The sequence below is a fragment of the Pseudaeromonas pectinilytica genome, from assembly GCF_054780855.1.
Map to the genome: position 1 here is coordinate 61,371 of NZ_BAAGVN010000362.1, position 24,552 is coordinate 85,922.

Genomic DNA, 24,552 nt, shown 5'->3' on the forward strand with positions numbered 1-24,552 from the left:
ATTGCAACCACTGGCCGCAAAAGCCGTCATCAGCCGCACATTAATCCATCATTTGCCAGCAAAAACGATGAAAATAGGGCAACAAAAAGGGCAGCTCGAGGCTGCCCTTTTCTATCGACTTCGCCAGTTAACGAGTTAACTCGCAAGCCAATCGGTGTCGGGTGGGAAGGCTGCATTACTGCAACCCTCCCCCCTAAGAACCGGACTTGCCAATTTCTTGGCATCCGGCTCAAGCCTTCATAAACGCTAACTCAAGGTTAGCGTCAGCGTTATCTCCGTCCATCTTGGCATGGTATTGCCGGTGACAATTTGGATGCAACATCATCAGGTTTTCGGCTTCATCACCCCCACCTCTCGTTCGATAGACAATATGGTGTAAATCCCAATCGTCATCGTCCCGAAATGGTTGTCCACACAGTGGACAGCGATGTTTTTGCCGTTCCCAGATTAGCCGTAGCTTACTGAACCACAGTCGGTTTTCTTTGAGTCGCTCTAGTTGACGCTTCTCAAAATACTGCTCTTGACTCTGGTCATAGGGATTGGCATCGCCTTTCACCTTCACATGTCGCTTGATGCTCACTTGACTAGCTAGTAGCAGGTGATGCATCACCCCATCCGGTTTAAGCCCGCCAAACACCCATTCCCTGCCACCTACGCGACCAAAGTACTTCTTGGCCACCCAGTGGCGGGGCTTATTGGAGTGTCGACGTCTTGCCCACCGCCACAGCATCTGCCAGATGCGATGGTCTACATAAGAGAACGTCTCTGATGACACCACATGTCGGTGATAGTTGGCCCAACCGCGAATTTTCGGGTTGAGCCACTGCACTATCAGCCAGGCCGGTGCCATCTTGTGACGGGTCAATACATCCCTAACCTTGCCTAGAAACGTTTTCACGTTTTTGTTGCTAGGTTTGATCAGCAGTTTCCCGCTGTACTTCCTGACGTTCTGACCGAGGAAATCGAACCCGTTATCGATATGCGTTATCAGCGTTTTTTCCTCTGATAACGCCACCCCGCGCTCCGCCATAAAGGCGTTGAGCAGCGGTAAGACTTCCGTTTCAAGCAGCTCTTTCGATTTGCCCGTCACAATGAAGTCATCGGCGTACCGTACGTAGTTGATCTGTAATTTTCGCTGCTGGCTTTGGTTTTTCGCCAACGTCCGCAACTTACCTTCCAGACCGTCCAACACCATATTGGCGATCACAGGCGAGATAATCCCGCCCTGCGGTGTCCCCGCCACAGTGTCGAACCTTTTCCCCTGTTCCATGTATCCGGATGCCAGCCACTTTCCGAGTACCTGCTTGTCCAACGGAATGTTGGCCAATACCCAGTCGTGACTGATGTTGTCGAAAAATCCCTTGATATCCCCCTCCAGTACCCATTGGGCCCGGTCCTGACGCGCCAGCACGGTGAAGCATTGTGCTATTGCATCGGCGGTACATCGGTGGGGCCGGAAGCCATAGGAGTTTTCATCCCCCGTAGTCTCCGCCACCGGATCGAGTGCCAGCAGATACAGCGCTTGCATGGCCCGATCCTTCATGGTGGGGATCCCGAGCGGACGGCTTTTGCCGTTCGCTTTGGGGATGAATACCCGTCTGAGCGGTTTGGGCTGGTAGCCCGTACGCGTCAGCCTGTCGATGGCTTGCCATTTCATGTTTGGGGTGCTCCAAATCTCCCCATCCACGCCGGCAGTCCGTTTACCTCGATTTTCAGTGACTCGTTTGACGGCCAGCGCACGCGCTGCAAACGAGCGCACCAACAGGCGTTGCAATTGCTTCACGCGCCGCCATTGTTGATGCTTAGTTGCCTCTGCGATCCGTACTTGTAGCCCCCGCACCCGCCGATGTATCTGACGCCAGTTGATACTGTGCCAGTCGGTTGGGTGTGAGGATGCAGGTACGGCCAGATTAACGGCTTGCGCCGCTGGTTTGACTGCACTCATCTTGCTATCCTCCGAAGTGCTTTGTGTTAGAAAGCACCCCAGCGGAGCAGACGGATCTTTCCCCTTACGGGGAGAGCTCATCGCCCCGCAAGGGTATCGAGGGAGGGTGTTGGTAGCACCTTCCCTCAACTTTCTTGAAGTCACGTTGGACGCTTTACACGCCTTCACGCAGTTGAAGACCAGCAGGACGTCAGCTCCCCTTTCGGGTACGGCATGTTGACCGCTATCCACTCCATTACAGAGTAGCCTTCGCTTTTTCCTGCCTCCCATTCCCGCTATGGCAACAGCTCCCCTTGCGGTTCACCTGCCCCCGATGTTGCCGAGGGCACCACGACGGGCTTGCCGAGTTCCGTGTATCCGAATGATTGCTCATTGCTTTAGGTGTCACCTGTCCCCCGAAAGCCTTGATGTCAGCGTGATCCCAACTAAGAGAGGATCAACCGGCTTCGTACCATTTTGGCTTCGGCGCATCAGCATCTTGCGCCGGTTTACAATGACGGGGTTTATTAGTGATTCACATACGTTCACCATAGCGAGCTAGCCTAGCCCCTCATCCGCCCGATGCTGGCAGAATCTCCTGTTTTCCTCACGGTAAACAGACCCTTGCGGGTGGGTACATTGTCAGGGTGCTTCAGACAGATCCGTTACCAGAAATGCCCTACCCGTAGACTACCGTGGGCTGAACCACGGGTTCCCATCTCCGTTCCCGCACAGGGAAGCTTGAGAACGGTCGGAACAATCGCATACACAGCTTGCGCGTACGAATTGAAAAGATGGCTGTAGGCGGCCATCTCCCTTGTTTTGCTTGGCATTCAGCCATGATCTGACCAACGGACAGGCGCAAATACGCGCCACGTCTGGACGTGGAATCGATCAGAAGTTGAATGTTGATGGTGTGACGGTTTCGCCGCTTGGAGTGCGGTGAGGGTCGTTCATCAGGGTGATGATGTTGGATTGCGCTTGCGCTCAATCGACAAGTGAGCAGATAGATCTGTCACTTGTGCGTTATGGTAGACGCTCAACGTCGGGTTGAAGTTACAAGTAGCCGGATACAGCCCTTTATCAGAGTTGTATTGCAAGGCAACCAACGTACAGCAGGCTTAGGCCTACTTCGACTCGTATCGAAGGTCTTTTTGCAGTTTCAGATTGTAGTTGTGCATGATGCACGTCTTGCGGTTGCAGCGCGCCCGCTTGGGCTCCCCTATAAGCTGCACAGAGGTAAGGGGATGGTCCGGGCGCGACCCCGGACCATCTTTCCTAGCTAAATCAGAGACTTAGACTGGGATTCGTACGACTCTCGTCGCACCTTAGTAGTTGTACTGCAGAGCCAGAGTCCACTGGTCATCAGCACCTTCGATCTGGTCAACCTTGTACTCGGCATAGGAGTAGAAGTTGCTGGTGAAGGTGTATTGGGCGCCAACCAGAATGTTATCGGTTGATTCGTCACCACTATCCTTGTCCTCGGCATAGTTATAACCAGCCAAGAAGCCCCAGTTGTTTTCCAGAATGTACATGGCAGCCAGTTCGTAACCTTGCAGTGTTACGTCATAGCTAGGACCATTCACATTGCTCTCATTGTACAGGCCTGCCAGATACAGACCTGGTTCACCGTAAACACCGTAGGATGTAGACAGAGCCCAATCGGTCTTATCAGCAGTCAAACCATTCTGTGCATATTCATCTTGCGCATAACCGGCATTGATGCCGATATTGGAAGCGAAGGTATAACCAACGTTGGCGGCATAGCCGTAGTCCAGATCCGGAACCTTGATGGTTTGGCCTTGGCTGTCGGAACCAATTTCCAAAGAGGCATTGTCATCACTCATCTGGTAGGAAGTACCAACACGGAAACCACCAAAGGTGTTGTTATAAATGATCTGACCTTCTTGACGGCCCTTATAGGCGTTAGCAGATGAACCCCACTCATTGAAGATATCGGTCACACCAACAGCATCATAGTAAGCAGTATCAGTTTGCCCCAAAGTGGCTTTACCAACTTCACCACCATCAAAACCAACATAGAAGTGACGGGTCTTCAAAGACTCTTTGTCATCGGTGTAATCGGAGTTCTCAGAATCGATCTGCCATTCACCGCGAGCGAAGCCAGCAACTTTATCGGTGATGACCGTAGTACCACGCAAACCAATACGACCATAGCCTTCCAGGGTATTGTCGTTGGAGCCCGCAGCGGCATCATTGTAGATGTTGACTTGAGCACGACCGTATACGTCGAACTTTTGGCCGTCTTTTTCATAAACGGTAGCAGCATTGACCGCGGAAACAGCGAACAGAGCTGGGATAGCAATTGCAAGAAGAGTCTTTTTCATAATGGTTTGCCTACTGAAATTAAACACTAAGTCCTTATATTCCCTGTGAAAGTGACGTTTCCATCACTCTGTTTTCGAGACTATCATACAAAATGTGAGGCAATCAACAGAAAAAAATGAACTAACTTAGAACAAGATTGTCGTTAGCATAATCTTTTACATTTCAAGCTGATATGCCTGCCTTTGACTCACATTATGCTGCTGATCGCACAGATTCATCTGCTGACAGACAACACAATAAAGTCAGATTTTGTTAGCCAGCTCACAGAGCGATATACTTCGCTTTCGCCCATCAGAGAAATATCCTAAATGCCGTTTGCAGCCATTAAAAACAGTGTTCAACAGAGCTATAAACGGTTGCACCAACACTTAGCAGCATTTGTGCCAAGAAAAGAGCAAAACTATCTAGTGGCAGAAATCGTCAAGGTACTCTGTGGTCAGTATGGGGTCGGCAAGCGGATCCTGGTGGCCGAAGCAGGAACCGGGATCGGTAAGTCGCTGGCTTATTCTCAAGGCGCCATACCCTGCGCCATTAAGTCTCGGAAGAAACTGATCATCTCCACCGCGACCCTGGCGCTGCAAGAACAGCTCATCACCAAAGATCTACCCTTGTTTCATACCATCAGCAGCGACAATTTCAGCTTTACTCTGGTCAAAGGACGGCAACGCTATTGCTGCGCCCAACGGCTGGCACAGTTGGCGGACGTCAACACCGCCACGACCCAGTTGAGTTTTCAAGAGTTGCTGAGCTTTAGTCCTGACGCGGAACAGCAGCAGATCTACCAGTCCCTCTGGCACGCCTATCAACAAGGCCAATGGGCCGGAGATCGGGATAGCTGGCCGCAACCGCTGGAGGAGTCGCTCTGGCAGGAAATCGCCGCCGAGCGCCACATCTGCAACCCGCTATTCGACCATCATCAAGGCTGTCCGTTCCACCACGCACGGGCCATGATGAACGAGATCGATGTTCTGGTGGTCAACCATGCATTGCTGCTGGCCGATCTGGCATTGGGCGGTGGCGTGGTGCTGCCAGCCCCCGAAGATTGTATCTATATCGTGGATGAAGCTCATCACCTCCCGACCATAGCGCGCGACCAGGCATCGGCACAGCTACGGGTGGGTCACACTCTAAGCTGGCTGCAAAAAATGCCCCATCTTGGTGATAAGATAACCAAAATGGTGCAAAGCGAGAGCGTTCGCGGTCATTCGGCCCGCCTCAGCGAAACCGTCTACGGGCTCGTGCATGATCTGCGACAACTGGAATTACTTATCAAGGGACAAACAGACTGGTTCAGTCAGACTCCAGAGCACCGATTTGCTGAAGGAGTTTTGCCAGCCGAGTTGACGGCGCTCTCGCAGAGCCTCGGTGAAGGAAGCGGCAAGCTGAGTCGGTTTCTGGAACGGTTGCAACAGGGACTGACCGAGGCCATCAAACTGGGAGAGCTACCCCGCCGGGATGGCGAAGCCTTATTAGCGGAGTTGGGCAGTGCTCAGCAGCGTAGTCTGCAGATGCAGACCCTGTGGCAACTCTATAAAGAGCTGGATAACCGATATCCGGTCGCTAAATGGGTCACATACGACACCGAAGAGTCCGATTATCAACTTCAGGCTGCACCGCTGGAAATGGGAAACTGGCTGGATCGCCTGCTGTGGTCTCGATGTCATGGAGCCATTTTAGTCTCTGCCACGTTGACGGCACTCAATAGCTTCGACCATTTTCGCCACCAGATCGGTCTTTATAGTGATGATGGCTCGCGGTATCTGCGCTTACTGTCACCGTTTGACTACCAAAAAGCAGAACTCTGGCTGCCGGATATCGGCTGTGATCCCAGTGACCCGGATTTCACCCAGCAACTGATCCGGCAACTGCCGCGCTACCTGGCGGATCAACAGGCCTCGCTGGTGCTCTTTGCTTCATATTGGCAGATGCAAGAAGTCGCCGCCGGTCTGCGAGACCAGGGCTGGAGCCTGCTGGTTCAAGGCGAGGCTTCGCGTAATGCCTTGCTGAGTCTGCACAAAGAGCGCTGCGCTCATCAGCAACCCAGCATACTGTTCGGAACCGGCAGTTTTTCCGAGGGACTGGATCTCCCCGGAAACCAGTTGACCAACCTCATTATCACCAAATTGCCGTTTGCGGTACCGACCTCCCCCATAGAAGCGGCGCAAGCCGAGTGGATTACGGCCCGAGGGGGCAATCCCTTTTTGCAGATCACGATCCCCGATGCCTCGCGAAAATTGATCCAGGCGTGTGGCCGCTTGATTCGCAAAGAGGGAGATAGCGGACGGGTGATACTGTTGGATCGCCGTATCCTCACCCGTCGTTACGGCAAAGGATTATTGGCCGCGCTCCCTCCCTTCCGTCGCCGGATCGGCGACTAGAGCAACGGCCAAGCCACGCCACAGCGTATCAACGGCTAGCGGACAATCAGCATCCGATTGCCGCAATCCACTAAAACTGCAAAAATGGCTGCCGTGCTAACGGATGCTCATCAGCATCAATACCATCAATATAAGGAGATAAGATGCGCCTGCCCCATCTACTGGCCATGATTTGTGCGTTGTCGAGCTCGCTGTGCTCTATGGCCTATGCAGCGACTATCGAGATCCCGCGCCCCTATGTCGTCTATTTACAGGATGGAAAAACGGCTAAAAGCAGTGCCTTGAATGCGGAGCGGAAGGTTAATTTGTCGGCTGGTGCTCATCAGTTGGTGATCCGCTTTGATGGTAGTTTCAAGGATCAAAGCGAGAATCGACTGCTGAGCGGTGAGCCTGTGGTCATCAACCTGGATCTGAAGGGTGACGAAGCATTGGCTATCCAGTTTGCTTATCCGCGAAACTACCGCGCCGCAGAGCAATTCATCGCCCAACAGAAGCTGACTTTTATCGATACCAAGACCGGGGCGCCGGTGGCAATTGATCACTTTGTCATGCCGAAAAAAGAGGGACTACAGATTGGCCGCGACTATCAGGCCGAGTTGCTCGCCATGGGTAAGGGCTTCCAGCAAGTTCCTGCCGAGCTGGCCATGGCGACAACTGCAGCTATGGCGGCAGCAGCTGTACCGGATGCCAAGGGTAACGCTCAAGGTACCGTCGACAAGAATGTCCAGACGCTGGAAATGTTGAAGTACTGGTACACCCAGGCCGATGCCGAAACCCGCAAGAACTTCCAACACTGGATTATCTCCCAGCAATAATCATGGTCGACTCCTCCGGCCAGCCCACTCAGTGCAGGAGGAGATCACAGGACAACACCAATGACTCTCCTTGCTCAACGGACAAAACGCCTGGTTTTGCTCCCTTTGTTGCCGCTTTTACTACTCACCTTCCCCGTCGCCGCCAGCGAGCTATCGGCTCAATTATTAGTACCGGGCGGGATCCGTATCGAATTTGTATTGTTTGCTCTGACCCTGCTGGGCGTCGCCTTGCTCCATCGAGTCACCATGTGGGTCGCATTGGCAGGGCTAACCGCAATCCTGGTAGCCAAATATAGCTTGCTGGCAGACTTTTCATTCAGCCAGCATCTGCTCGGTGGCCATGGCCATGAGGGTGAGTGGCGCATTCTGCTGAATCTGGTCGGCTTGTTGTTTGGTTTCGGTATTCTGGCCAAGCACTTTGATGAGTCTCAGCTTCCCAAGATCTTGCCCCGCTTCTTACCCGATGACTGGAAGGGCGGTTTTGCCCTGCTGGTGATGATCTTTGTCATCAGCGCCTTCCTGGACAATATTGCGGCCGCCATGATCGGCGGAGCTATCGCCTTTGTGGTGTTCAATAAACGGGTGCATATCGGTTATCTGGCCGCCATTGTCGCCGCCAGCAATGCCGGTGGCTCCGGCTCCGTGGTCGGTGACACAACTACCACCCTGATGTGGATCGATGGTGTCAGTCCTTGGCAGGTGATTCACGCTTATGTGGCCGCGGTTATTGCGCTGGTTATTTTTGGCATCATCGCCGCTCGTCAACAGGACAAGTACCAGCGCATCACCAAGGATGCCGCCACTGGGGTGATTATCGCTTGGTCCCGCCTAGTCGTGGTCGGCGCCATCCTGATCCTGGCGATCGCGACCAACTATCTGCTCGATTTCCCGGCACTCGGCGTCTGGATTGCCATCCTGTTGGGTGCCTTGTTTGTGAAAACACCCTGGTCAGAGCTCAAGAGTGCTTTTGCAGGCACCATCTTCCTGGTGGCATTGGTGACGTGCGCCTCCTTGATGCCGGTCGATGAATTGCCCCCCGCTTACTGGATCACGACCTTTGCGCTGGGCTTTATCTCGGCGGTGTTCGATAACATACCGTTGACCAAACTCTGCCTGGTACAAGGTGGCTACGACTGGGGCATACTGGCGTATGCGGTTGGATTTGGTGGCTCCATGCTGTGGTTTGGCTCCTCGGCCGGGGTTGCCCTGTCGAACATGTATCCCGAGTCCCGCTCGGCGGTGCGCTGGGTGCGACATGGCTGGCATGTGGTACTGGCCTATGTCGTCGGCTTTTTTGTCATGCTGGCACTGTTGGGCTGGCAACCAAGCCCGCCACACAAGGTCACAGAAACGGCACCAGTTGCCGCACAGGTCCCCTGATAGCCGTACGACAAAGCGATATCAGCCAACAAAAAAGGAGCCATAATGGCTCCTTTTTATATCTTGGCTTGAGGAATTACATGGCTTATTCCGGCTTGGCCTTCTTGCTATGAAACTCAGGCTTCATAGTTTTCAGGTAGTTAAAGCGCGTCCACCAGGACATCACCACCAGCGCCAGCAGATGCAGCACCACCAACACGGTCAGGATATTAGCCAGGGTCTCATGGAGCTCGCCCATGATCTCGATATCGGTATTGTCGATGGCCCAGCCGGTTCCCGCCATGCCCAGCATCCCCAACCAGAAGCACCAGATGATGGCGCCGGCCAGCGGGTTGTGCCCCAGTTCGGTGTGCGGCTTGCGCGCCCGCAGCTCCTGTAAGTGCGCCAAGATAGCCTTCGGCCACGGGAAAAACTGGTTCAGCCGCGCCGGGCCACTAACCGGCAGCAAACCCCACAGCAAACGGAGAACCACTAAAGCAGCAATGCTCCAGCCAATCCAGACATGCACCGTCTCACCCGGTTCATCGATAAAACGGTTGAGAACAAAGCCGATAGCGACCAGCCAGTGAGTGGAGCGAACCACCAGATCCCATCGTCCTATATCCTGTGTTCCCATACTTTTTTGCTCTCCGTTATGCGCTGTCAGCAACAGGTTGCATGGTTTGGCCCAAGGCCCACACCATGCACCAATCCTCTCTTGTGCTCCAGACTAGCCCCACAGCCTTATCTCAACCTTAAGCGATGCGGGGCAACGCTTAAGTATGCGTTATGCCGAGAGTCGGTCATCGCCGTAACCAAAGCCACGCAAGCCCACCACATGCACATGTTCATGCTTGCCATGCACCTTACGGATCAGCTTGTAGGTGGTGCCCTTCTCCGGACTGATATTTTCCGGTGCCGCGATCAACAGCTGCATATCCTGGCGTTCACACAGCTCGAACAGGGTGGCGATGGACTTGGCATCCAGACGCGCCGCTTCATCCAGGAACAACAAGCGGCACGGCAAAATATCTTTTGCCCGCAAACGCTTGGCATCCTCTTCCCAGCTCTGCAGCACCATCAGCAGGATCGCCTGACCGGTACCGATCGCCTCACCGGTGGACAAGGCGCCACTTTCGGCTCGCAACCAGCCGTCCACACCGCGCTGCACTTCGATCTCCAGCTCCAGGTAATTACGGTAATCCAGCAAGGCTTCACCCAATACCTGATGACTGCGCTCTCCCTGATCGATATGCGGATTCAAACGCTGGAACAACTTGGCCATCGCCTCGGAAAAGGTCAGCGCCTCATCGGCAAACAAGTCCTGATGCAGGGTCGCCTGATCGCCGAGCGCATTGAGCAGGCGGGCATAAGCATCCCGTACGTTGACATTCAAGCGCACGCCATGAACCTGACCGAAGGCGATATTTTGCAGCCCCTGATTCAGCACGCGGATGCGATTCTGCTCGCGGCGGATGATATTGGTGATCTTGGCGGCCACCTCGGTGGAGCTCAAGGAGAGATGGGATTCGCGCTGCTTGAGCTCATCGGCCAGCCGCGACAACTCAATTTCCATCTCCTCGATGGCTTCTACCGGATCATCCGAACGGATGATGTCGTGGCGGATACGATCCTTCAGATAGCGATAGACCACCACATAGAAGGCGACTTTCTGCTCGGTATTGCGATTGCCTTCCGACAGCCGCAAGGCATCCCGCAACTCCTCGTCATGATGCACGGCCAGACGCAGAGCGCCCAATGCCTTGTCCGACATGGAGCGCAGTTCATCCGCATCCAGATAGGCCAGCTCGCGGCGATTCAGCCGCTTTTCCACATCGTTGTCGCGAGCCAGACGCAGCACCCGGTTCCAGCTCTGCTTGTGGTGAACCAGCAGCTTGCGCGCCAGTTTGTAATCCTTGCCTTCATGGGCCAATCGGCCCTGCAGGCTGTCGATGTCCCGACGGCAAACCTGGAACTGGGCCTCAGCCTGGGTACGACGGGAACGAGTGCGCACTAGCTGCTCTTCCACCTCCCGCTTGTGGTGGCGGGCCTTCTCTTCCATATCCACGCTGACCACCAGCCCCATGGCTGCCAGTTCCTGTTCAAACTCGCTCAAGGTCTGGCGCTTGGCATCCAGCCCCGATTGCAGTGCCGTCCTGACCTGCATGGCCTCGGTGAAGCGACTGACAATCTGAGCCACCGACTCGGCCAATTGCCGCCGTGCCAGCTCGGCATCCGCCAGCTTGGCCTTGAGCCGCTCACTGATCTCGGAAGTTTGCCCCAGCATGGCCTCCGCATCCTGATAGGCAAAATGGCTGCTGCGCGCCAGCAACTCGTCCAGTGCAAAACTCTGCCGCCGCACCTGGGTCAGTTGTTGTTCGGCGTCGAGGGTCGCCTGTTGCAAGGCGTCCAGACTCTGGGGATCTTCCCGCAGCAGATGCACTTGCCCTTCCAGAGCACTCAGCGCCTGCCCCTTCTGCCGCAAGAATTGCTCGGCCTGTTGCAAGGCCTCGAGTTCGGCGCGGGCCGCGCTCAAACGCTCGGCACCGGCATCGGTCTGGGCCAGATGCCACAACGGACGCAAACGTTGTAGCAGTGCTAACGCGGCACGGCTGCTTTCCTGCGCGGCGCGGTATTGGGCGTCTTGCTGCTGACGCTCCTGTTGCCGGGATTGCAACTCGCGCGTCTGGGCTTGCAGTAACTCCAGCTCGGCTTCCGGATCGGCCTCGAAGGCCACATTTAGATGTTCGGCGATAAACTGGCTGAAGTGATGATAGGTACGACTATGCTTTTGCTGCTCGAAGGCCGCCGTGGCATAGGCATCGATCAAGGACTCACGTTCGGCCTCCAGTGCGGCAATCCGTTGTTCACGGGCGGCACGGCCAAACAGCGGTACGCTCGGGAAGCGGGAGTAACGCAGTTGACGATCACTGCCGCGCACCACCAGCGCCTGCTCCAGCTCGCGGGCATCCAGCAGATCCTCGTCGAAGGATTCCGGATTGCCCTGAATGAGATAGACATCATCCGGCAGATCCTCCAGCGCCTTGAGTCGCTCTAGCGCAGCCTCAAGATCCGCCACCACGATGGCAGCCCGCGCCGGGCCATACAGAGCGGAGTAATAAGGGGCATCTTCGATGTTGATGTCGTCATAGACATCACACAGCAAGACGCCATCCAACTGCTCACTGACTCGTGACAGCCGTTCATCCACTTCACCGCCGACGTTTTGCAAGCGCCGGATCTGGGCTTCCAGATCCAGCTTACGTTGCTGCAGCTGGTTCTTCTCGGTCTCGGCCTGACGTTCGGCAGCCAGTGCCTTGTGCATCGATTGGGAAACCGCCTGCGGATTTTCCAGTGCTTCACCACTGAGTTCCCGCAGCTTGTCGAGCTTTTCCTGGGCCACCAGCCAGGCCGGCGCTATCTTCTTGAGCTGGTCAATCCGGGTACGGGACTGCAGCAATTGCTGCTCGACCTGCGCCCCTTGCTGGCGACCGGCGTCCAGCTGATCGGCTAACTGCTCGAGTCGTGCCTGCTGTTGCTCGGCAGCCAGCTCGAGAGCCTCTTCATCCGTCACCTGGATCTGGTGCTGACGTTGTAACTCCTCTTGCCAGCGCGCCAGTTGTTGGCGCTGTTCGGCATCCCGTTGCAAATCGCTTAGGGCATGCTGGATCTGCGCACTGCGGTTGACCAGATCCCGGCTCTGCTGGCCCTGGCGCAGTACCTGTTGGGCACTCTCCCATGCCTGTTCACGGGGTACCGGACCTGCAACCTGAGTCAGCAATGCCAATGCCGCGTCATACTGACTGGCGGCAGCCTTTGCCAGACTCAGTCGTTGCTGTACAGCCAACAAGACGTCGGTAAGCTGGCGCTCCTGCTCCTTGAACAGACTCTGCTCCCGGGCCACACCGGTCACATCCAGATCTGGGCGAGCGCACAGCTCACGCGCACTCTCCAGCGCCTTGATGGCCTGGCGGTACTGAATGGCACGGGTCTGCTGGATATCCAGCGCCTGCTGGTAATCCGCTAATTGGGTCTTGAGGCTATCCACCTCCCCCTCGGTCTGCTGCTTCTTTTGCTCCAGCTCGAATTTGCGCTCGCTGATCTCCTCGACCATCGCCAGCTGCTCTTCCAAGCGCAGGCCGATATCGGTGACATCCTCACGATACTGTTCAATCTTCTTACCCAGTGCCACCCCGTTGATCACCCGGGCCAACTGCTCGGAGGCGGCCTCCAGTTCATCGGTGAGATGCTTTTCCCGCGCCTGCATCTGCTCGGCCTCTTCGGCCAGATAGATGGCGCGCTGCTTTTCTTCGCGCAGCAGGCGGTGCTTGTCCTGAAGTTGCTGACGACCGGCCAGCGCCGACTCGGACAGTCGCGCCTTCTCGGTGCTATTACGCATGTAATCAGCCGCGACATAATGGGTTGTTTCAGTGATCAGGTTGCGGAATAGATCCCGTTGGGACTGGGTTTCCTTGATCGCATCCAGGGTGCGGCGGTTTTCATAGATGGCCGCTTCCATGTCCTGGAACGCCTTGCGTACCCCGGAGTTCTCCGGCAACAGGTACTCCCGCAGTGAGCGGGTGATCGAGGAGGAGATACCGCCGTAGAGCGAGGCCTCAATCAAGCGATAGAAGCGCGCCCGATCCTTTTGATCGCGCATCTTCTTCGGCAGGATGCCGGATTCGAACATGAAGTTGTGATAATCGGTCACCGAATTAAACTTGGCGACTTTTAGCGCTCCCAGCTCGGCGGCCGCTTTGCGCAGGTCGCTAAATGGCCGCACCTTGGCCTTGTCCTCGTCCAGCTTCTCCAGCAGCAGCTCGGTGGGCTGGATCCCCGCCGGCACATCCACCAGCGCGAAGGGAGTAATATTGACCTTGTGATCTCGATTGGCCACCTGCTCCAGATGGACCCCGACCCACAGCCGCTGGTCCCGGGAATTGTGTACCTCAATCAGCGAGTAGCAATGACCCCGTTGCAACTTACCGTACAGCCCCTTATCCCGGCTGGCGCTGGAGCTGCCCGCTTCTGTGGTATTACGGAAGTGCAGCAGCGTCTGATCCGGGATCAAGGCCGTGATGAGCGACGCCATGGTGGTGGACTTTCCGGCACCATTGCCGCCGGAAAGTGTGGTTACTAGCTGGTCAAGCTCGAAAGTCCGGGCAAAAAAGCCGTTCCAGTTGACCATGGTCATCGAAATAAACTTGCCGCGCATCGTTATACGTCCAGTCCCAGTTGTTCTTCTTCCAGCTCATCTTCACTCTCGTCCAGCAGGTGTTCGCTGGTCGGCAGCTCGTCATCATGCAAGATGGCTTCCCCTTCCCGGATCATTCGCAACTGCACCAGCCGCGGATCCTCATCGCTGCGGACATCTGCCCCGAAGCGGAATACCGACTCGTTGACGCGGAATTTATCGCCCGTCCCCACCTGCACCACCATGCCAAGGCGCTTAAGACGGCGCAGCGAGGTCCGCATCTTTTCCAGCAGCTTGCGCTTGTCCAGATCCGAGCCCCCACTGCGCTGGTTGACCATGCGCAGCAACTGCCGCTCGTCCGCCAGCGTCAACAGCTCCTCTTGCAGATCGGAAAGAGAGAAGAGCCCCTCGTTCGCCAAGCGTTCCGGGCTCAGATAGAGGTAACAGAGGACCTTGCCCACCAGCATGTCCAGTTCGGAGAGCACAGAAGTACCGATTTCCGAGCTGGCGCGTGGCCGCAGATAGAAGAAACCTTCCGGCGCCTTGATCAGCTCCACCTGATAGCGGGCGTAGAAGCGCTCCAGCTCATCGTGGTATTCGAGCAAAAACGAGTGGTTATCCAGATCATCGGCGCTGATATGGCGTCCGCTGCGCAACCAGGTATCCAGTTTCGGAAACAAGGGGTTGGCGATCGCCTGCGCCATGCGCAGTGCGAGTGGAAAATCAGTATTGATCAATGACATGGGCCTGTACCTTAGCTCCCGATTCGTTGATGGGTTTCCATTTCGGTTGTTTGGCGCTGGTGAGTTCCGCTTCTGAGTGTCCCAGGCGGATCGCCGAATCAATCAGCAAGCGTGCCACATCGAAGTGTTGATAGTCCGGATAATGGGCCAGGTAGTCGCGCAGCACCTCGGCCATATCCAGCGGTTTACCCTGCTCGCGGAATGCATCCAGATGCAACTGGATACGCTCGGCCAGTTGATTGTTCACATCCAGAATTTCGTGATATTCCAGCTCGCTCGGCAACTCGCCGGTGATTTCGTCGCCATGCAGGGCCAGGGTTTCGTCGCGCAACTCCAGCAAGCGATGCTCCTGGGCCACCACCATCAGCCAGTTGTGATTCTGGAACTCGCGGATCGACTCCCGCAGGCGCTGGCTGAACGCCCGGTTCTTGTCCATGTCGATGGCGGTGCGGATAAACTTGTGCACATGGCGATCGTATCGCGCCCACAATTCGATGCATTGCTGGCCCCAGTTGATGATGGCATCCAGCCGCGCCTGCAGGGTATGGGTCAAGGCTTCGATATGGGCCAACTCTTCCCGACCTTGCGTCGCCTCCTGAATGTTCAGCAAGCCATCCTGCAGATTGTGACCCGCGGCATCCAGGGTATCCTGCAGCTCGCGCAGGGTCTGGCCGGTCTCGCGCAGCAACTTCTCGCAGCTGTGGATCGCCTGGGTCCAATCCAGATTCAGCAGATCGGCAATCTCGGTCTTGACCTGATTCTGCTGCTCGTCCATGGCGCGCTGGGTCAGATCGATGCGCGCCAGTATCTCCTCAACCGAATATTTCAGTCGGGGATACACCTGTTCATCCCAGTGGGCTAGCGCATCGTTCTCGCTGGCTGCCTGATAGGCTTTGGCCAGCTCGCTGGCGACCTGCTCCAGCAACAAGGAGAGCTTGACGCTGCTGACCTCTTTTTGTTCGGCAAAAAATTCGACGATACCCATCGCCAGTCGCGTCAGACGATACAAGCTCTCGCCTTCGACCGGATCGGCATTGAAACGCGACAGCAACTTCTGCCGGACCAGTTCATTGATGGCATTGTTCGCTCTATGGCTTAAGGTCTCGTCCATCTGGCCGAAGATCTGGCTGACATAGCCGAAAGCATCATGCAGCGCAGCTTCGGTCAGCTCATGGGTCGAGTCATCCCGGGAGAGCGTGGCGATAGCGATCAAAAAAGCCAACCGATCATTAGCCAGGTTCAGCGACAGCCCTTCCTGTTTCACCCAGCCGACTAATTCCGGCAGGGTCAATTCGGGCACGCTGCGCTCTGTGGCGCGGGAAACTTCTTGCGTCATGACATTCTCTTCTCAATCACTGTGCTGTCCCCATGGAGCTCTTTCATGGGTGCTCTCTCCACGCAGTAGTGGCCGTTGCGCCATGACATGGATGTAGCGGCCAAGAGCCACAAAGGGCTCCTGGCGACAATAACGTTGTTCCATCTGCAGCAGATCATCGAACTTCTCCTGCTGATCCTGCTTGTGACGCATGTAGTCATGGATCACCCGCACCCCGGTCTTGCCGATGAGCTTTAAACCGCCCCGTTGCAGCCAGTCATAGACCTCATCCGGCAGTTGGGGATTGCTGGGGGTCAGCTTCTGTTTACGCTTCTTAGTCAGCCCGGCGCGGATATAGTCGAAATTCCCCACCACCAGACTCTGGAATAACAAGGCGTTGCGATTATAAAACAACAGGGAGAGGATCCCGCCCGGTGCCAAATAGCGCAGCAAGGATATCAAGGTCTGTCGGGGTTCACTCAACCATTCCAGCACGGCATGGCACAAGATGAGATCAAACTCACCCTCGATGTGCTGATCCAGCTCTTGAATTGGGCAATGAATCAAACGGATACGATCACTCAAGCCCTTGGCCTCGATCTGCTGACGTCCCAGCTCCAGCATATCGGCCGAGAGATCGCACAACTCGACCTGGTGCCCCATCTGTGCCAGCTGCTGGGCGAAATAACCAAAGCCACCACCCGCATCCAGGATCCGCAACGGGCGCTCGCCCAGCCGACTGAGACAGCCCTGCAGATCCTGCCACACCACGGCCGCGCGAATGCGACCCTTGCTGGTGCCATAAATGTTCTGGGCAAACTTGTCGGCCATGCCGTCGAAGCTGTGATCTGCACTCACCATAGCGGTTCCGTTTCACTCAAGGGAGGGCTATTCTGGCACATCCCTATACCCCTGCAAACGGCGCGGCGGACGGCCGCTCAGAGATCATCCATGTTCTGGTTAAAAAAATGGCTTGGTGGGCTATTAATGCCCCTACCCTTCACCCTGACCCTGATCGTGCTGGGGTTGTTGTTGCTGTGGTTTACCCGCCGTCAACGATTGGGCAAGGCGCTCTGTACCCTGGGCACCCTGCTGCTGATCCTGTTTTCACTGCGTCCGGTCAGCATGGAGTTGTTGCGGCCACTGGAGCAGCAATATCCACCCTTTCCTGCCCAGCAGAGCGTTGATTTTATTCTGGTCCTGGGTCATGGCCATGTCAGTGACCCGAGCGTCCCCTTGACCAGTCAACCCATCAGCAATGCCTATGCCCGCATTCTGGAGGCGATCGATCTCAAGCGGCGCAATCCCCAGGCCAAGCTGGTGCTATCCGGCAACATCAGCAGTGACCCGATTTCCTGTGCCGAGATGTATGCCCGGATTGCGGAGCACTACGGCATTCCCCGACAGGAGATGATCCTGATTGAAGATGCCTACGATACCCACGACGAAGTCAGCCGTTACCGGGCCATCATCGGCGACCATACGGCCGCACTGGTGACCTCCGCCAGCCACATGCCCCGCGCTATGGGACTCATGCGTCAAGCGGGTCTTCAGGTGATACCCGCGCCGACCGATTATATGGGGCGGCACCCCCAACGTCCCATCCCCTCCTATGGCTACCTGCCGGAGGGTCGGTATCTGATGTATTCGGAAACCGCATTGCATGAATGGATAGGCGCCATTTGGCATCAATTGCGAAACCAGTCGAAAGAATGAGCGATGTCCAACCCAAAAACTGATATGGATCAGTAATTAGGGTAAAATATTAGCCTGCGTGACCAAGCGCTGACTATTCGGGGCCGAGTTCACCTCATATAATGCCCCGCAGCAAATCACCATCTGGAGGATGAAAGAATGAGACAACCATTGGTAATGGGTAACTGGAAGTTGAACGGCACCAAAGCATCTGTTGAAGCCCTGGTCAAGGCACTGGTTGAACCGGCTGCCAAAGCTGAAGGCGTTGAAGTTGCCGTCTGCCCGCCAGTTATCTTCCTGGGCCTGGTTGAAAAGCTGACTGAAGGCACCCGCATTCAGTACGGTGCGCAAAACGCCGACGTACACACTGCTGGCGCATTCACCGGTGAAAATTCTCCGGTCATGCTGAAAGAATTTGGTTGCAAGTACGCTCTGGTTGGCCACAGCGAACGTCGCACCCTGCACGCAGAAACTGACGCTGTTGTTGCTGCCAAGTACGAAGCCATTCAACAGAACGGTCTGGTACCTGTGCTGTGCATCGGTGAAACTCTGGCGCAGTTCGAAGCCAACGAAACCAAAGCTGTGGTTGAAACCCAGCTGAAGGCTGTGATCGACCATTCCGGCATCGACTCTTTCGCCAACGCCGTCATCGCTTACGAGCCGGTATGGGCTATCGGTACTGGCAAGACTGCTACTCCGGAAATTGCACAATCCGTCCATGCTCACATCCGTGCTTATCTGGCCGGTTTCAGCGCTGACGTCGCCGCCAAAGTACAGATCCTGTACGGTGGTTCCGTGACTGGCGCGACTGCTGCTGAGCTGTTCGGTCAAGCCGACATCGACGGCGGCCTGGTAGGCGGTGCGTCCCTGAAGCCAGAAGACTTTGCCCAGATCATCGCTGGCGCCAAGCAATAAAACATCATGAGGGCGTCATCAGACGCCCTCATAGTGTCCGCATAGCCCTGTCGGGTACTTTCCCTCTGTGACGGAGGGGATGTGTGAAAGTACCGCTACTGCCAGCTCTGACTCGGCAGCCCATGGGTTCATCGCGAGACGCCGGGGCCAGCCAGCCCCACCAGTTTGTACAAGAAACTTCGACTTATAGAGGCACACTATGATCAAGAAAATTGGTGTTCTGACCAGCGGCGGTGACTCACCAGGTATGAACGCAGCTATTCGTGCTGTGGTTCGTGCCGGTCTGGCAGCCGGTCTGGAGGTGTACGGTATCCGTGACGGTTACCTGGGCCTGCATCAGGATCGCATTACCAAACTGGAGCGCCATAGCGTTTCCGACGTGATCAATCGCGGCGGCACCTTTTTGGGCTCGGCACGTTTCCCGGCATTCAAAGAAGAATCGGTCCGCCGTGAAGCCATCGAAAACCTGAAGAAGCACGGTATCGATGCGCTGGTCGTGGTGGGTGGTGACGGCTCCTATATGGGCGCCAAGAAGCTGACCGAGATGGGATATCCCTGCATCGGCCTGCCAGGCACCATCGATAACGATATCGCCGGTACCGAATTTACTATCGGTTTCGACACCGCACTGAACGTGGTGATGGAAGCGATTGACCGTCTGCGTGACACCTCTACTTCTCACAAGCGGATCTCGATTGTGGAAGTCATGGGTCGCCACTGTGGTGATTTGGCCATGTCGGCCGCCGTAGCCGGCGGTGCAGAGTTCGTGATCGTGCCGGAAAAAGGCTTCGACAAGAACGAACTGCTGGCCCAGATCGACGATGGTATCGCCAAGGGCAAGCGTCACGCCATGATCACCATCTGTGAGCATGTCACCGACGTGAATGCCCTGGCCAAGGAAATCGAAGCCCACACCGGCCTCGAAACCCGCGCCACCATTCTCGGCCACATCCAGCGTGGCGGTAGCCCGACAGCTCGTGACCGTATCATGGCCAGCCGCATGGGCGCGTACGCGGTTGAGCTGTTGCTCGAGGGTGTTGGCGGTCGTTGCATCGGTCTGCAAGAGAACAAGCTGGTGCATCACGACATCGTCGATTGCATCGAGAACATGAAGCGTCCATTCGACGAAGAGATGTTCCTGTTGAGCGACAAGCTGTTCTAAGACTGCACCGCAGTCAACGACATGAAGAAGGAGGCAGTGATGCCTCCTTTTTATTGATGATATTTAAGCCACCCTTTCGATAGGCGCTGTCCCAGTTATGCGTTGCTCGAATCAAAACCCAGTATCAGGCTGGCGTTCAGGAGTCCGGACGAACACAGACACGCCGTAAAAACATCCATGTTGGCTCGGTGGCGGCATCCGTGCCGCCAACGGTCTGCTTTTCGTCCAGACGCCATCCCTCTTTATTCCCAACAGGTAACTGGGACAGAGCCTTTCGATAGGCCACATCTGAGTGCGTAGATCTGGGATTACGCCGGGATCAGCCCCCGCTCGATAAACACCGCTTTCGCCGTCAACATGCCGTTAATGGCTGCCGGAAAACCGGCATAGACCGCCATCTGCAAAATCACCTCGGTAACCTCCAGCGGCGTACAGCCCACATTCAAGGCACCATGCAGATGCACCGCCAGTTGCGGTTGCGCATGACCCAAGGCCGTCAAGGCGGCCACAGTAGCCAGCTCCCGGCTCTTCAGATCCAGACCCGGCCGCTGGTAGATATCACCAAATGGGAACTCGATGGTGTAGCGCGCCAGATCCGGCGCAATAGACTCCAGGGCCGCGATCACCTTGGCTCCAGCCTCTCCGTCAATTTCATTCAAACGGCGCAAACCGGCTTCAAAACGTGTATTGCTCATGGGTTCACTCTCCTCGGGTTGTAAAACCATGAGGCTACAACTTCGAGTGCACTCTAGATCAAGCGCTGTTTTGCCAGCTCCTGTTGATAAAAGGCAATTTTCTCCTGCAATGCCGCCAGATGAGCCTGCTGCTCGGCCAACTGTTGCTGCAAGGCATCGGCATGTCGCTCCAGCAACTGGTGACGCGCCTCCAGCGTGGTGTTGCCTAGCTTGCGTAATTGCGCATAGTGCTGGATCTCCCGCAGCGGCATACCCGTCGCCTTGAGCTTCTTGATAAAGGCGACCCACAGCAGATCTTGTTGCTGGTAGATGCGGTGTCCGGATGGGGCCCGCTGGATTTGGTCCAGCAGGCCAATCTGCTCGTAATAACGCAGGGTGTGTACCGTCAATCCGGTGAGGGTCGCAAACTCCTGAATGGTCATGACGGCCTCCTGGCCAATGTCGCTGGGCTGGCCAGCCCGAACCGGCCCGTTACGTGCGCTGGCTATGCTGCTCGTTGAGAAGCAAGGACCCCAGGATCAGACCACCGCCAATACTCAAACGCAACAGATCGGCCGATTGATTCCAGATCAATAGATTGACCAGCAAGCCGGCCGGGATCAACGCATTGTTCATGATGGCCAGTACCCCGGCATTCACCCGTGTCGCCCCCTTATTCCACAGGAAGTAACCCAGACCGGAAGCGCCAGCTCCCAGCCAGAGCAGCAGCCCCCACTGCAGCGAACTGGTTGGATAGCGTGGGGTGCCCAGCAGTAGCCAGGCCACCAGAGCGACCAGGGCCGCCCCCAGAAAGAAGCAGGCAAAGATCTGGTGCTGGGGCAGCTCTGCCGTCTGCTGGGCCAGCAGTCGTTTATAACCGACCTGACCGGCGGCAAAACAGAGGTTAGCGCCCTGCACCACCAGAAAACCGGTTAGGAAATCCGACGTCAGATGGTCAAAACGGATCACGGCCGCCCCCAGGACCGCCAGCCCCGCCGTCAGCAAATAACGACGATGGAAGCGAGCGCTGAACAGATCATGGAACAAGGTGACGTATAGCGGGGTGAAGATGGTGAAGATCAGCACCTCGGGCACCGTCAGCAACAAAAAAGAGTGGTAGTAGAAGAGATACATGAACCCCAACTGGACTGCACCTATGGCCATAAGCCCCAAGGCCAGTCGGGGCTTGAGTTGACGCAGCCGCAAGAAGGGCAGAAAGACCAGCAGCGCCAGTGCGGTACGGGTCAGCACCATGAAATAGGCATCCACCTGCCCGGCCAGATAGACACCGATGAAACTAAACGAAAAAGCCCATAACAGGGTGACAAACGACAGGTACGCCATGGCGAACTCCAGAACTAATCAGGAGCCGGATCATGCAATAGCCATGGGCTGGAGACCAGAGCACTGACCCTTTCCGCGGCAGGTCAGCATTGACAAACGGTCAATTCTAGAGCGAGCCAGGCACCAGCCAGTGGGTCAGCACAATAACGATGACCAATGCCACGGCAACCGGCAGTGAGGTTCGCTTGACCACCTCCAGCGGCGAAACATGGCCCATACCAGCCGTGGCCACCACCACCCCGGAGATCGGCGATAGGGTTCGTCCCAGATTGGACGCCTGCAGCATGGGGATCACCAGGTACGCAGGCGGGATCCCCAGACTCACGGCCAATTTGGGGATCAGCTCGATAAAGGCATAGAAGGGGGCATTCCCCGAGCCCGTGGTCACAGCGGCCAGCAGAGTGATCAGCACCAGCAGCAGCATGACACAGAGCGCACTCCACTGATTCTCCTGGCCCAGTTGCAACAGTTGTTCGATAAAGCCGACACTCATCAGTCCCTGGGCAAAGACCCCCGCCGCCACCAGCAGGATCACCACGCTGGTAAACGCCTCGGCCATACCGCGATATGCCACGTTCAGGCCATCGAACAACTTTTTGGCATCCCGTTTGCGCAGAAATTCACAGCTCGCCGCCAGCAGCAGTGAAAAAATCACGATGGCATTGATGTCGAACTGGATGCCGTAGTCACCATTGAACACAAAGACCCCGACCAGCGGCAAGAACGGCAGTATGGCGTACCCATCGGGACCCATGTGTTGCTGATGGCTGACATCGAGCGGCTCATGCCGGACGCCCTCCCATTCATCCAGCCAGCGCTGCCAGAAAAAATGGGTCACGCCCATACCCGCCATGGCACTCAGGGAGATCGGCAAGGAGAGCCCAAAAGCAAAGGGCAATAGCTCCATACCGGCGGTCTCGGCGGCGATGATCACATCCCCCGAGGTGGGCGCCAGCATGATGGCCGCCGGAGAGGCGCAGATCGCGGTGGCCGCTGCCCGGGAGATGCCCAGGTTGACCATCAGCGGAAACAGGGTCGCCATCAGGAGAATGCCCAACCCGACCGCCGAGCTCACCGCCAGCGACATGGCGCAGGCGACAAAATAGGCCACCACCATCAGCAAGTAAGGGGAGTGAAGGCATGCAGCGGCTTGCTGAGTAATTTGACCAGGGCGCCATGCGCGCCCAGATGATTCATATAGGCAGAGAAGCCACACAGCAACATGATCATCAGACCCAGCCCGGCGGTGCGATCGACCAGCATATAACGCACAAAATCAATCACATCAGAGAGCGGATTACCGGTACTGGGCACCTCCACCGGCAGGATCCGGTATCCAAGCGCCGCGCTGACACTCAGCAACACCACCCCACCCACCAGCAAAACACCGCTGGCTGCATAGCCCTTGACGATGTAATAACCGACCAGAAACGTAACCGACAGACCGATGATCAACGCCAGCATGAGTACTCCAGATGCCGAACCTCAGGCACTACCACTGCACAGGACTCTGATTGTGAACCAAAGTCCGCTCAGTCGCCTAGTACATGGCTACAGAATGGAACACACGGAGCGAGAACGGGTAACTCACCCCTGAAGTTTTGCTATTTCCCGCTGCAACAAGGCCATGATAAGTACCGGCTCAGTACAAGAGCGCAATTCCCCAAACAGCGGTTGTGCCTGCTCATATTGCTGGCGCAGGTAGCGGAACCATTGTTTGATCCGGCTCGGGAAGTAGACACTCTTGTCGCCCTGCACTTCCAGCTCCCCATAATGCATCAGTAGCTGCAACACTTCGGACCAGGGCATGACCGCCGCCTGGTGTTGCACCACAGCACCGAGATTGGGCACATTCAGGGCGCCGCGTCCCACCATCAAATCCTGACAGCCGGTCACAGTCCGACACCGCACCCCATCGGCATGATTCCAGATCTCGCCATTGGCAATCACCGGGATCGCCAGGCGCTCCCGAATACGGGCAATCCACTCCCATTTGATGGCTTCGCTGCGATAGCCATCTTCTTTGGTGCGGGCATGCACCGCCAACTCTGTGGCACCCGCGGCCGCAGCCGCATCGGCAATGGTCAGACAATCCGCCGGATTGTCCCAACCCAGACGGATCTTGGCGGTGACCGGCAGATGGTCGGGTACCGCCTGACGGACGGTCGTGATGATTCGATACATCAGATCCGGCTCCTTGAGCAAGACGGCGCCGCCTTTGGACTGATTCACCTGCTTAGCCGGACAGCCAAAGTTGAGATCCACCCCGGGCGAACCCAGCTCGATGGCGCGCACGGCATTCTCCGCCAGCCATTCCGGCGATTGCCCCAGCAGTTGCACCCGCACCGGCGTTCCCGAGGCGGTCTTGCCACCCTGCAATAATTCTGGCGCTAACTTATAGAAGGTCCGCTTGGGCAACAGCATATCGACGACCCGAACAAATTCGGTCACACAGAGATCATAAGGATTGATCTGGCTCAGCAAGCCCCGCATCAAGGGATCCAATACGCCATCCATCGGTGCCAAAATAAGGCGGCCTGTCGATATAGGGGTAGCGGCGGGAGCAGAGGGCAACATGAGGGTCTCCGGAACTTAGGTAACACCCTACAGCCGGGTGTCAAAAACAAGGCAATAAAAACACCGGGGCTCTCCTTGCGGCAGCGTCCGGTGTTTTTCGATGGTATT

17 protein-coding genes and 1 pseudogene are annotated in these 24,552 nt (G+C 56.2%); 6 read left to right on the top strand and 12 right to left on the bottom strand.

The genetic code is table 11. The features are described 5' to 3' along the window. Window positions 1-229: 229 nt before the first annotated feature. Together ltrA and ACYVG7_RS20925 are read right to left on the bottom strand one after the other, a co-directional pair. Window positions 230-1,945, bottom strand: coding sequence for a group II intron reverse transcriptase/maturase (gene ltrA / locus ACYVG7_RS20920; protein WP_460885042.1), 1,716 nt, complete (start codon window positions 1,943-1,945; stop codon window positions 230-232). A gap of 1,307 nt (window positions 1,946-3,252) precedes the next feature. Then, on the bottom strand, window positions 3,253-4,272 hold the full coding sequence (locus ACYVG7_RS20925) for a porin (protein WP_460885043.1): 1,020 nt from the start codon (window positions 4,270-4,272) through the stop codon (window positions 3,253-3,255). A gap of 309 nt (window positions 4,273-4,581) precedes the next feature. On the opposite strand from ACYVG7_RS20925, the gene dinG reads away from it, so the two are divergent. The 3 genes from dinG (at window position 4,582) to ACYVG7_RS20940 (ending at window position 8,846) form a co-directional block, all read left to right on the top strand. Beyond that, window positions 4,582-6,651, top strand: coding sequence for an ATP-dependent DNA helicase DinG (dinG, locus tag ACYVG7_RS20930; protein WP_460885044.1), 2,070 nt, complete (start codon window positions 4,582-4,584; stop codon window positions 6,649-6,651). Window positions 6,652-6,794: 143 nt separating this feature from the next. Then, the gene (locus tag ACYVG7_RS20935; RefSeq protein WP_460885045.1) at window positions 6,795-7,466 is read left to right on the top strand and encodes a YccT family protein; all 672 of its coding nucleotides are present in this window, start codon (window positions 6,795-6,797) and stop codon (window positions 7,464-7,466) included. A 60-nt stretch (window positions 7,467-7,526) separates the two neighbouring features. Beyond that, on the top strand, window positions 7,527-8,846 hold the full coding sequence (locus ACYVG7_RS20940) for a citrate transporter (protein WP_460885046.1): 1,320 nt from the start codon (window positions 7,527-7,529) through the stop codon (window positions 8,844-8,846). 85 nt (window positions 8,847-8,931) lie between these two features. Here ACYVG7_RS20940 and ACYVG7_RS20945 read toward each other — a convergent pair whose 3' ends face one another. The 5 genes from ACYVG7_RS20945 to cmoM all read right to left on the bottom strand — a co-directional run bounded on the left by ACYVG7_RS20945 (window position 8,932) and on the right by cmoM (window position 16,935). Continuing rightward, the gene (locus tag ACYVG7_RS20945; RefSeq protein WP_460885047.1) at window positions 8,932-9,462 is read right to left on the bottom strand and encodes a cytochrome b/b6 domain-containing protein; all 531 of its coding nucleotides are present in this window, start codon (window positions 9,460-9,462) and stop codon (window positions 8,932-8,934) included. Between the two features lie 150 nt (window positions 9,463-9,612). Further along, on the bottom strand, window positions 9,613-14,040 hold the full coding sequence (mukB, locus tag ACYVG7_RS20950; protein WP_460885048.1) for a chromosome partition protein MukB: 4,428 nt from the start codon (window positions 14,038-14,040) through the stop codon (window positions 9,613-9,615). Window positions 14,041-14,042: 2 nt separating this feature from the next. Continuing rightward, complete coding sequence (gene mukE / locus ACYVG7_RS20955; protein ID WP_460885049.1) at window positions 14,043-14,762, bottom strand: chromosome partition protein MukE; 720 nt, start codon at window positions 14,760-14,762, stop codon at window positions 14,043-14,045. Continuing rightward, window positions 14,743-16,098, bottom strand: coding sequence for a chromosome partition protein MukF (mukF, locus tag ACYVG7_RS20960; protein ID WP_460885050.1), 1,356 nt, complete (start codon window positions 16,096-16,098; stop codon window positions 14,743-14,745). The genes mukE and mukF overlap by 20 nt, the downstream gene beginning before the upstream one ends. A gap of 12 nt (window positions 16,099-16,110) precedes the next feature. Beyond that, window positions 16,111-16,935, bottom strand: a complete 825-nt coding sequence (gene cmoM / locus ACYVG7_RS20965; protein ID WP_460885080.1) for a tRNA uridine 5-oxyacetic acid(34) methyltransferase CmoM — start codon at window positions 16,933-16,935, stop codon at window positions 16,111-16,113. Window positions 16,936-17,028: 93 nt separating this feature from the next. Between cmoM and elyC the strand changes: the two genes are divergently transcribed. The 3 genes from elyC (at window position 17,029) to pfkA (ending at window position 19,849) form a co-directional block, all read left to right on the top strand. Then, a complete protein-coding gene (gene elyC, locus ACYVG7_RS20970) occupies window positions 17,029-17,793 on the top strand; it encodes an envelope biogenesis factor ElyC (protein ID WP_460885051.1) in 765 nt (254 codons plus the stop codon). A 138-nt stretch (window positions 17,794-17,931) separates the two neighbouring features. Further along, window positions 17,932-18,687, top strand: coding sequence for a triose-phosphate isomerase (tpiA, locus tag ACYVG7_RS20975; RefSeq protein ID WP_460885052.1), 756 nt, complete (start codon window positions 17,932-17,934; stop codon window positions 18,685-18,687). A 199-nt stretch (window positions 18,688-18,886) separates the two neighbouring features. Continuing rightward, window positions 18,887-19,849, top strand: a complete 963-nt coding sequence (pfkA, locus tag ACYVG7_RS20980) for a 6-phosphofructokinase (protein ID WP_460885053.1) — start codon at window positions 18,887-18,889, stop codon at window positions 19,847-19,849. Window positions 19,850-20,157: 308 nt separating this feature from the next. Here pfkA and ACYVG7_RS20985 read toward each other — a convergent pair whose 3' ends face one another. From ACYVG7_RS20985 to dusC, 5 genes and pseudogenes are all read right to left on the bottom strand, one after another. After that, window positions 20,158-20,544, bottom strand: a complete 387-nt coding sequence (locus ACYVG7_RS20985; protein WP_460885054.1) for a carboxymuconolactone decarboxylase family protein — start codon at window positions 20,542-20,544, stop codon at window positions 20,158-20,160. A gap of 53 nt (window positions 20,545-20,597) precedes the next feature. Beyond that, window positions 20,598-20,966 carry a MerR family transcriptional regulator gene (locus ACYVG7_RS20990; RefSeq protein WP_460885055.1) on the bottom strand — a complete coding sequence of 123 codons (369 nt, stop codon included), beginning with the start codon at window positions 20,964-20,966 and terminating at the stop codon, window positions 20,598-20,600. Window positions 20,967-21,015: 49 nt separating this feature from the next. Then, on the bottom strand, window positions 21,016-21,867 hold the full coding sequence (locus ACYVG7_RS20995; RefSeq protein ID WP_460885056.1) for a carboxylate/amino acid/amine transporter: 852 nt from the start codon (window positions 21,865-21,867) through the stop codon (window positions 21,016-21,018). Window positions 21,868-21,973: 106 nt separating this feature from the next. Beyond that, window positions 21,974-23,331, bottom strand: a pseudogene (dcuC, locus tag ACYVG7_RS21000) (anaerobic C4-dicarboxylate transporter DcuC). 123 nt (window positions 23,332-23,454) lie between these two features. After that, a complete protein-coding gene (gene dusC / locus ACYVG7_RS21005; protein ID WP_460885057.1) occupies window positions 23,455-24,444 on the bottom strand; it encodes a tRNA dihydrouridine(16) synthase DusC in 990 nt (329 codons plus the stop codon). Window positions 24,445-24,552: the final 108 nt, after the last annotated feature.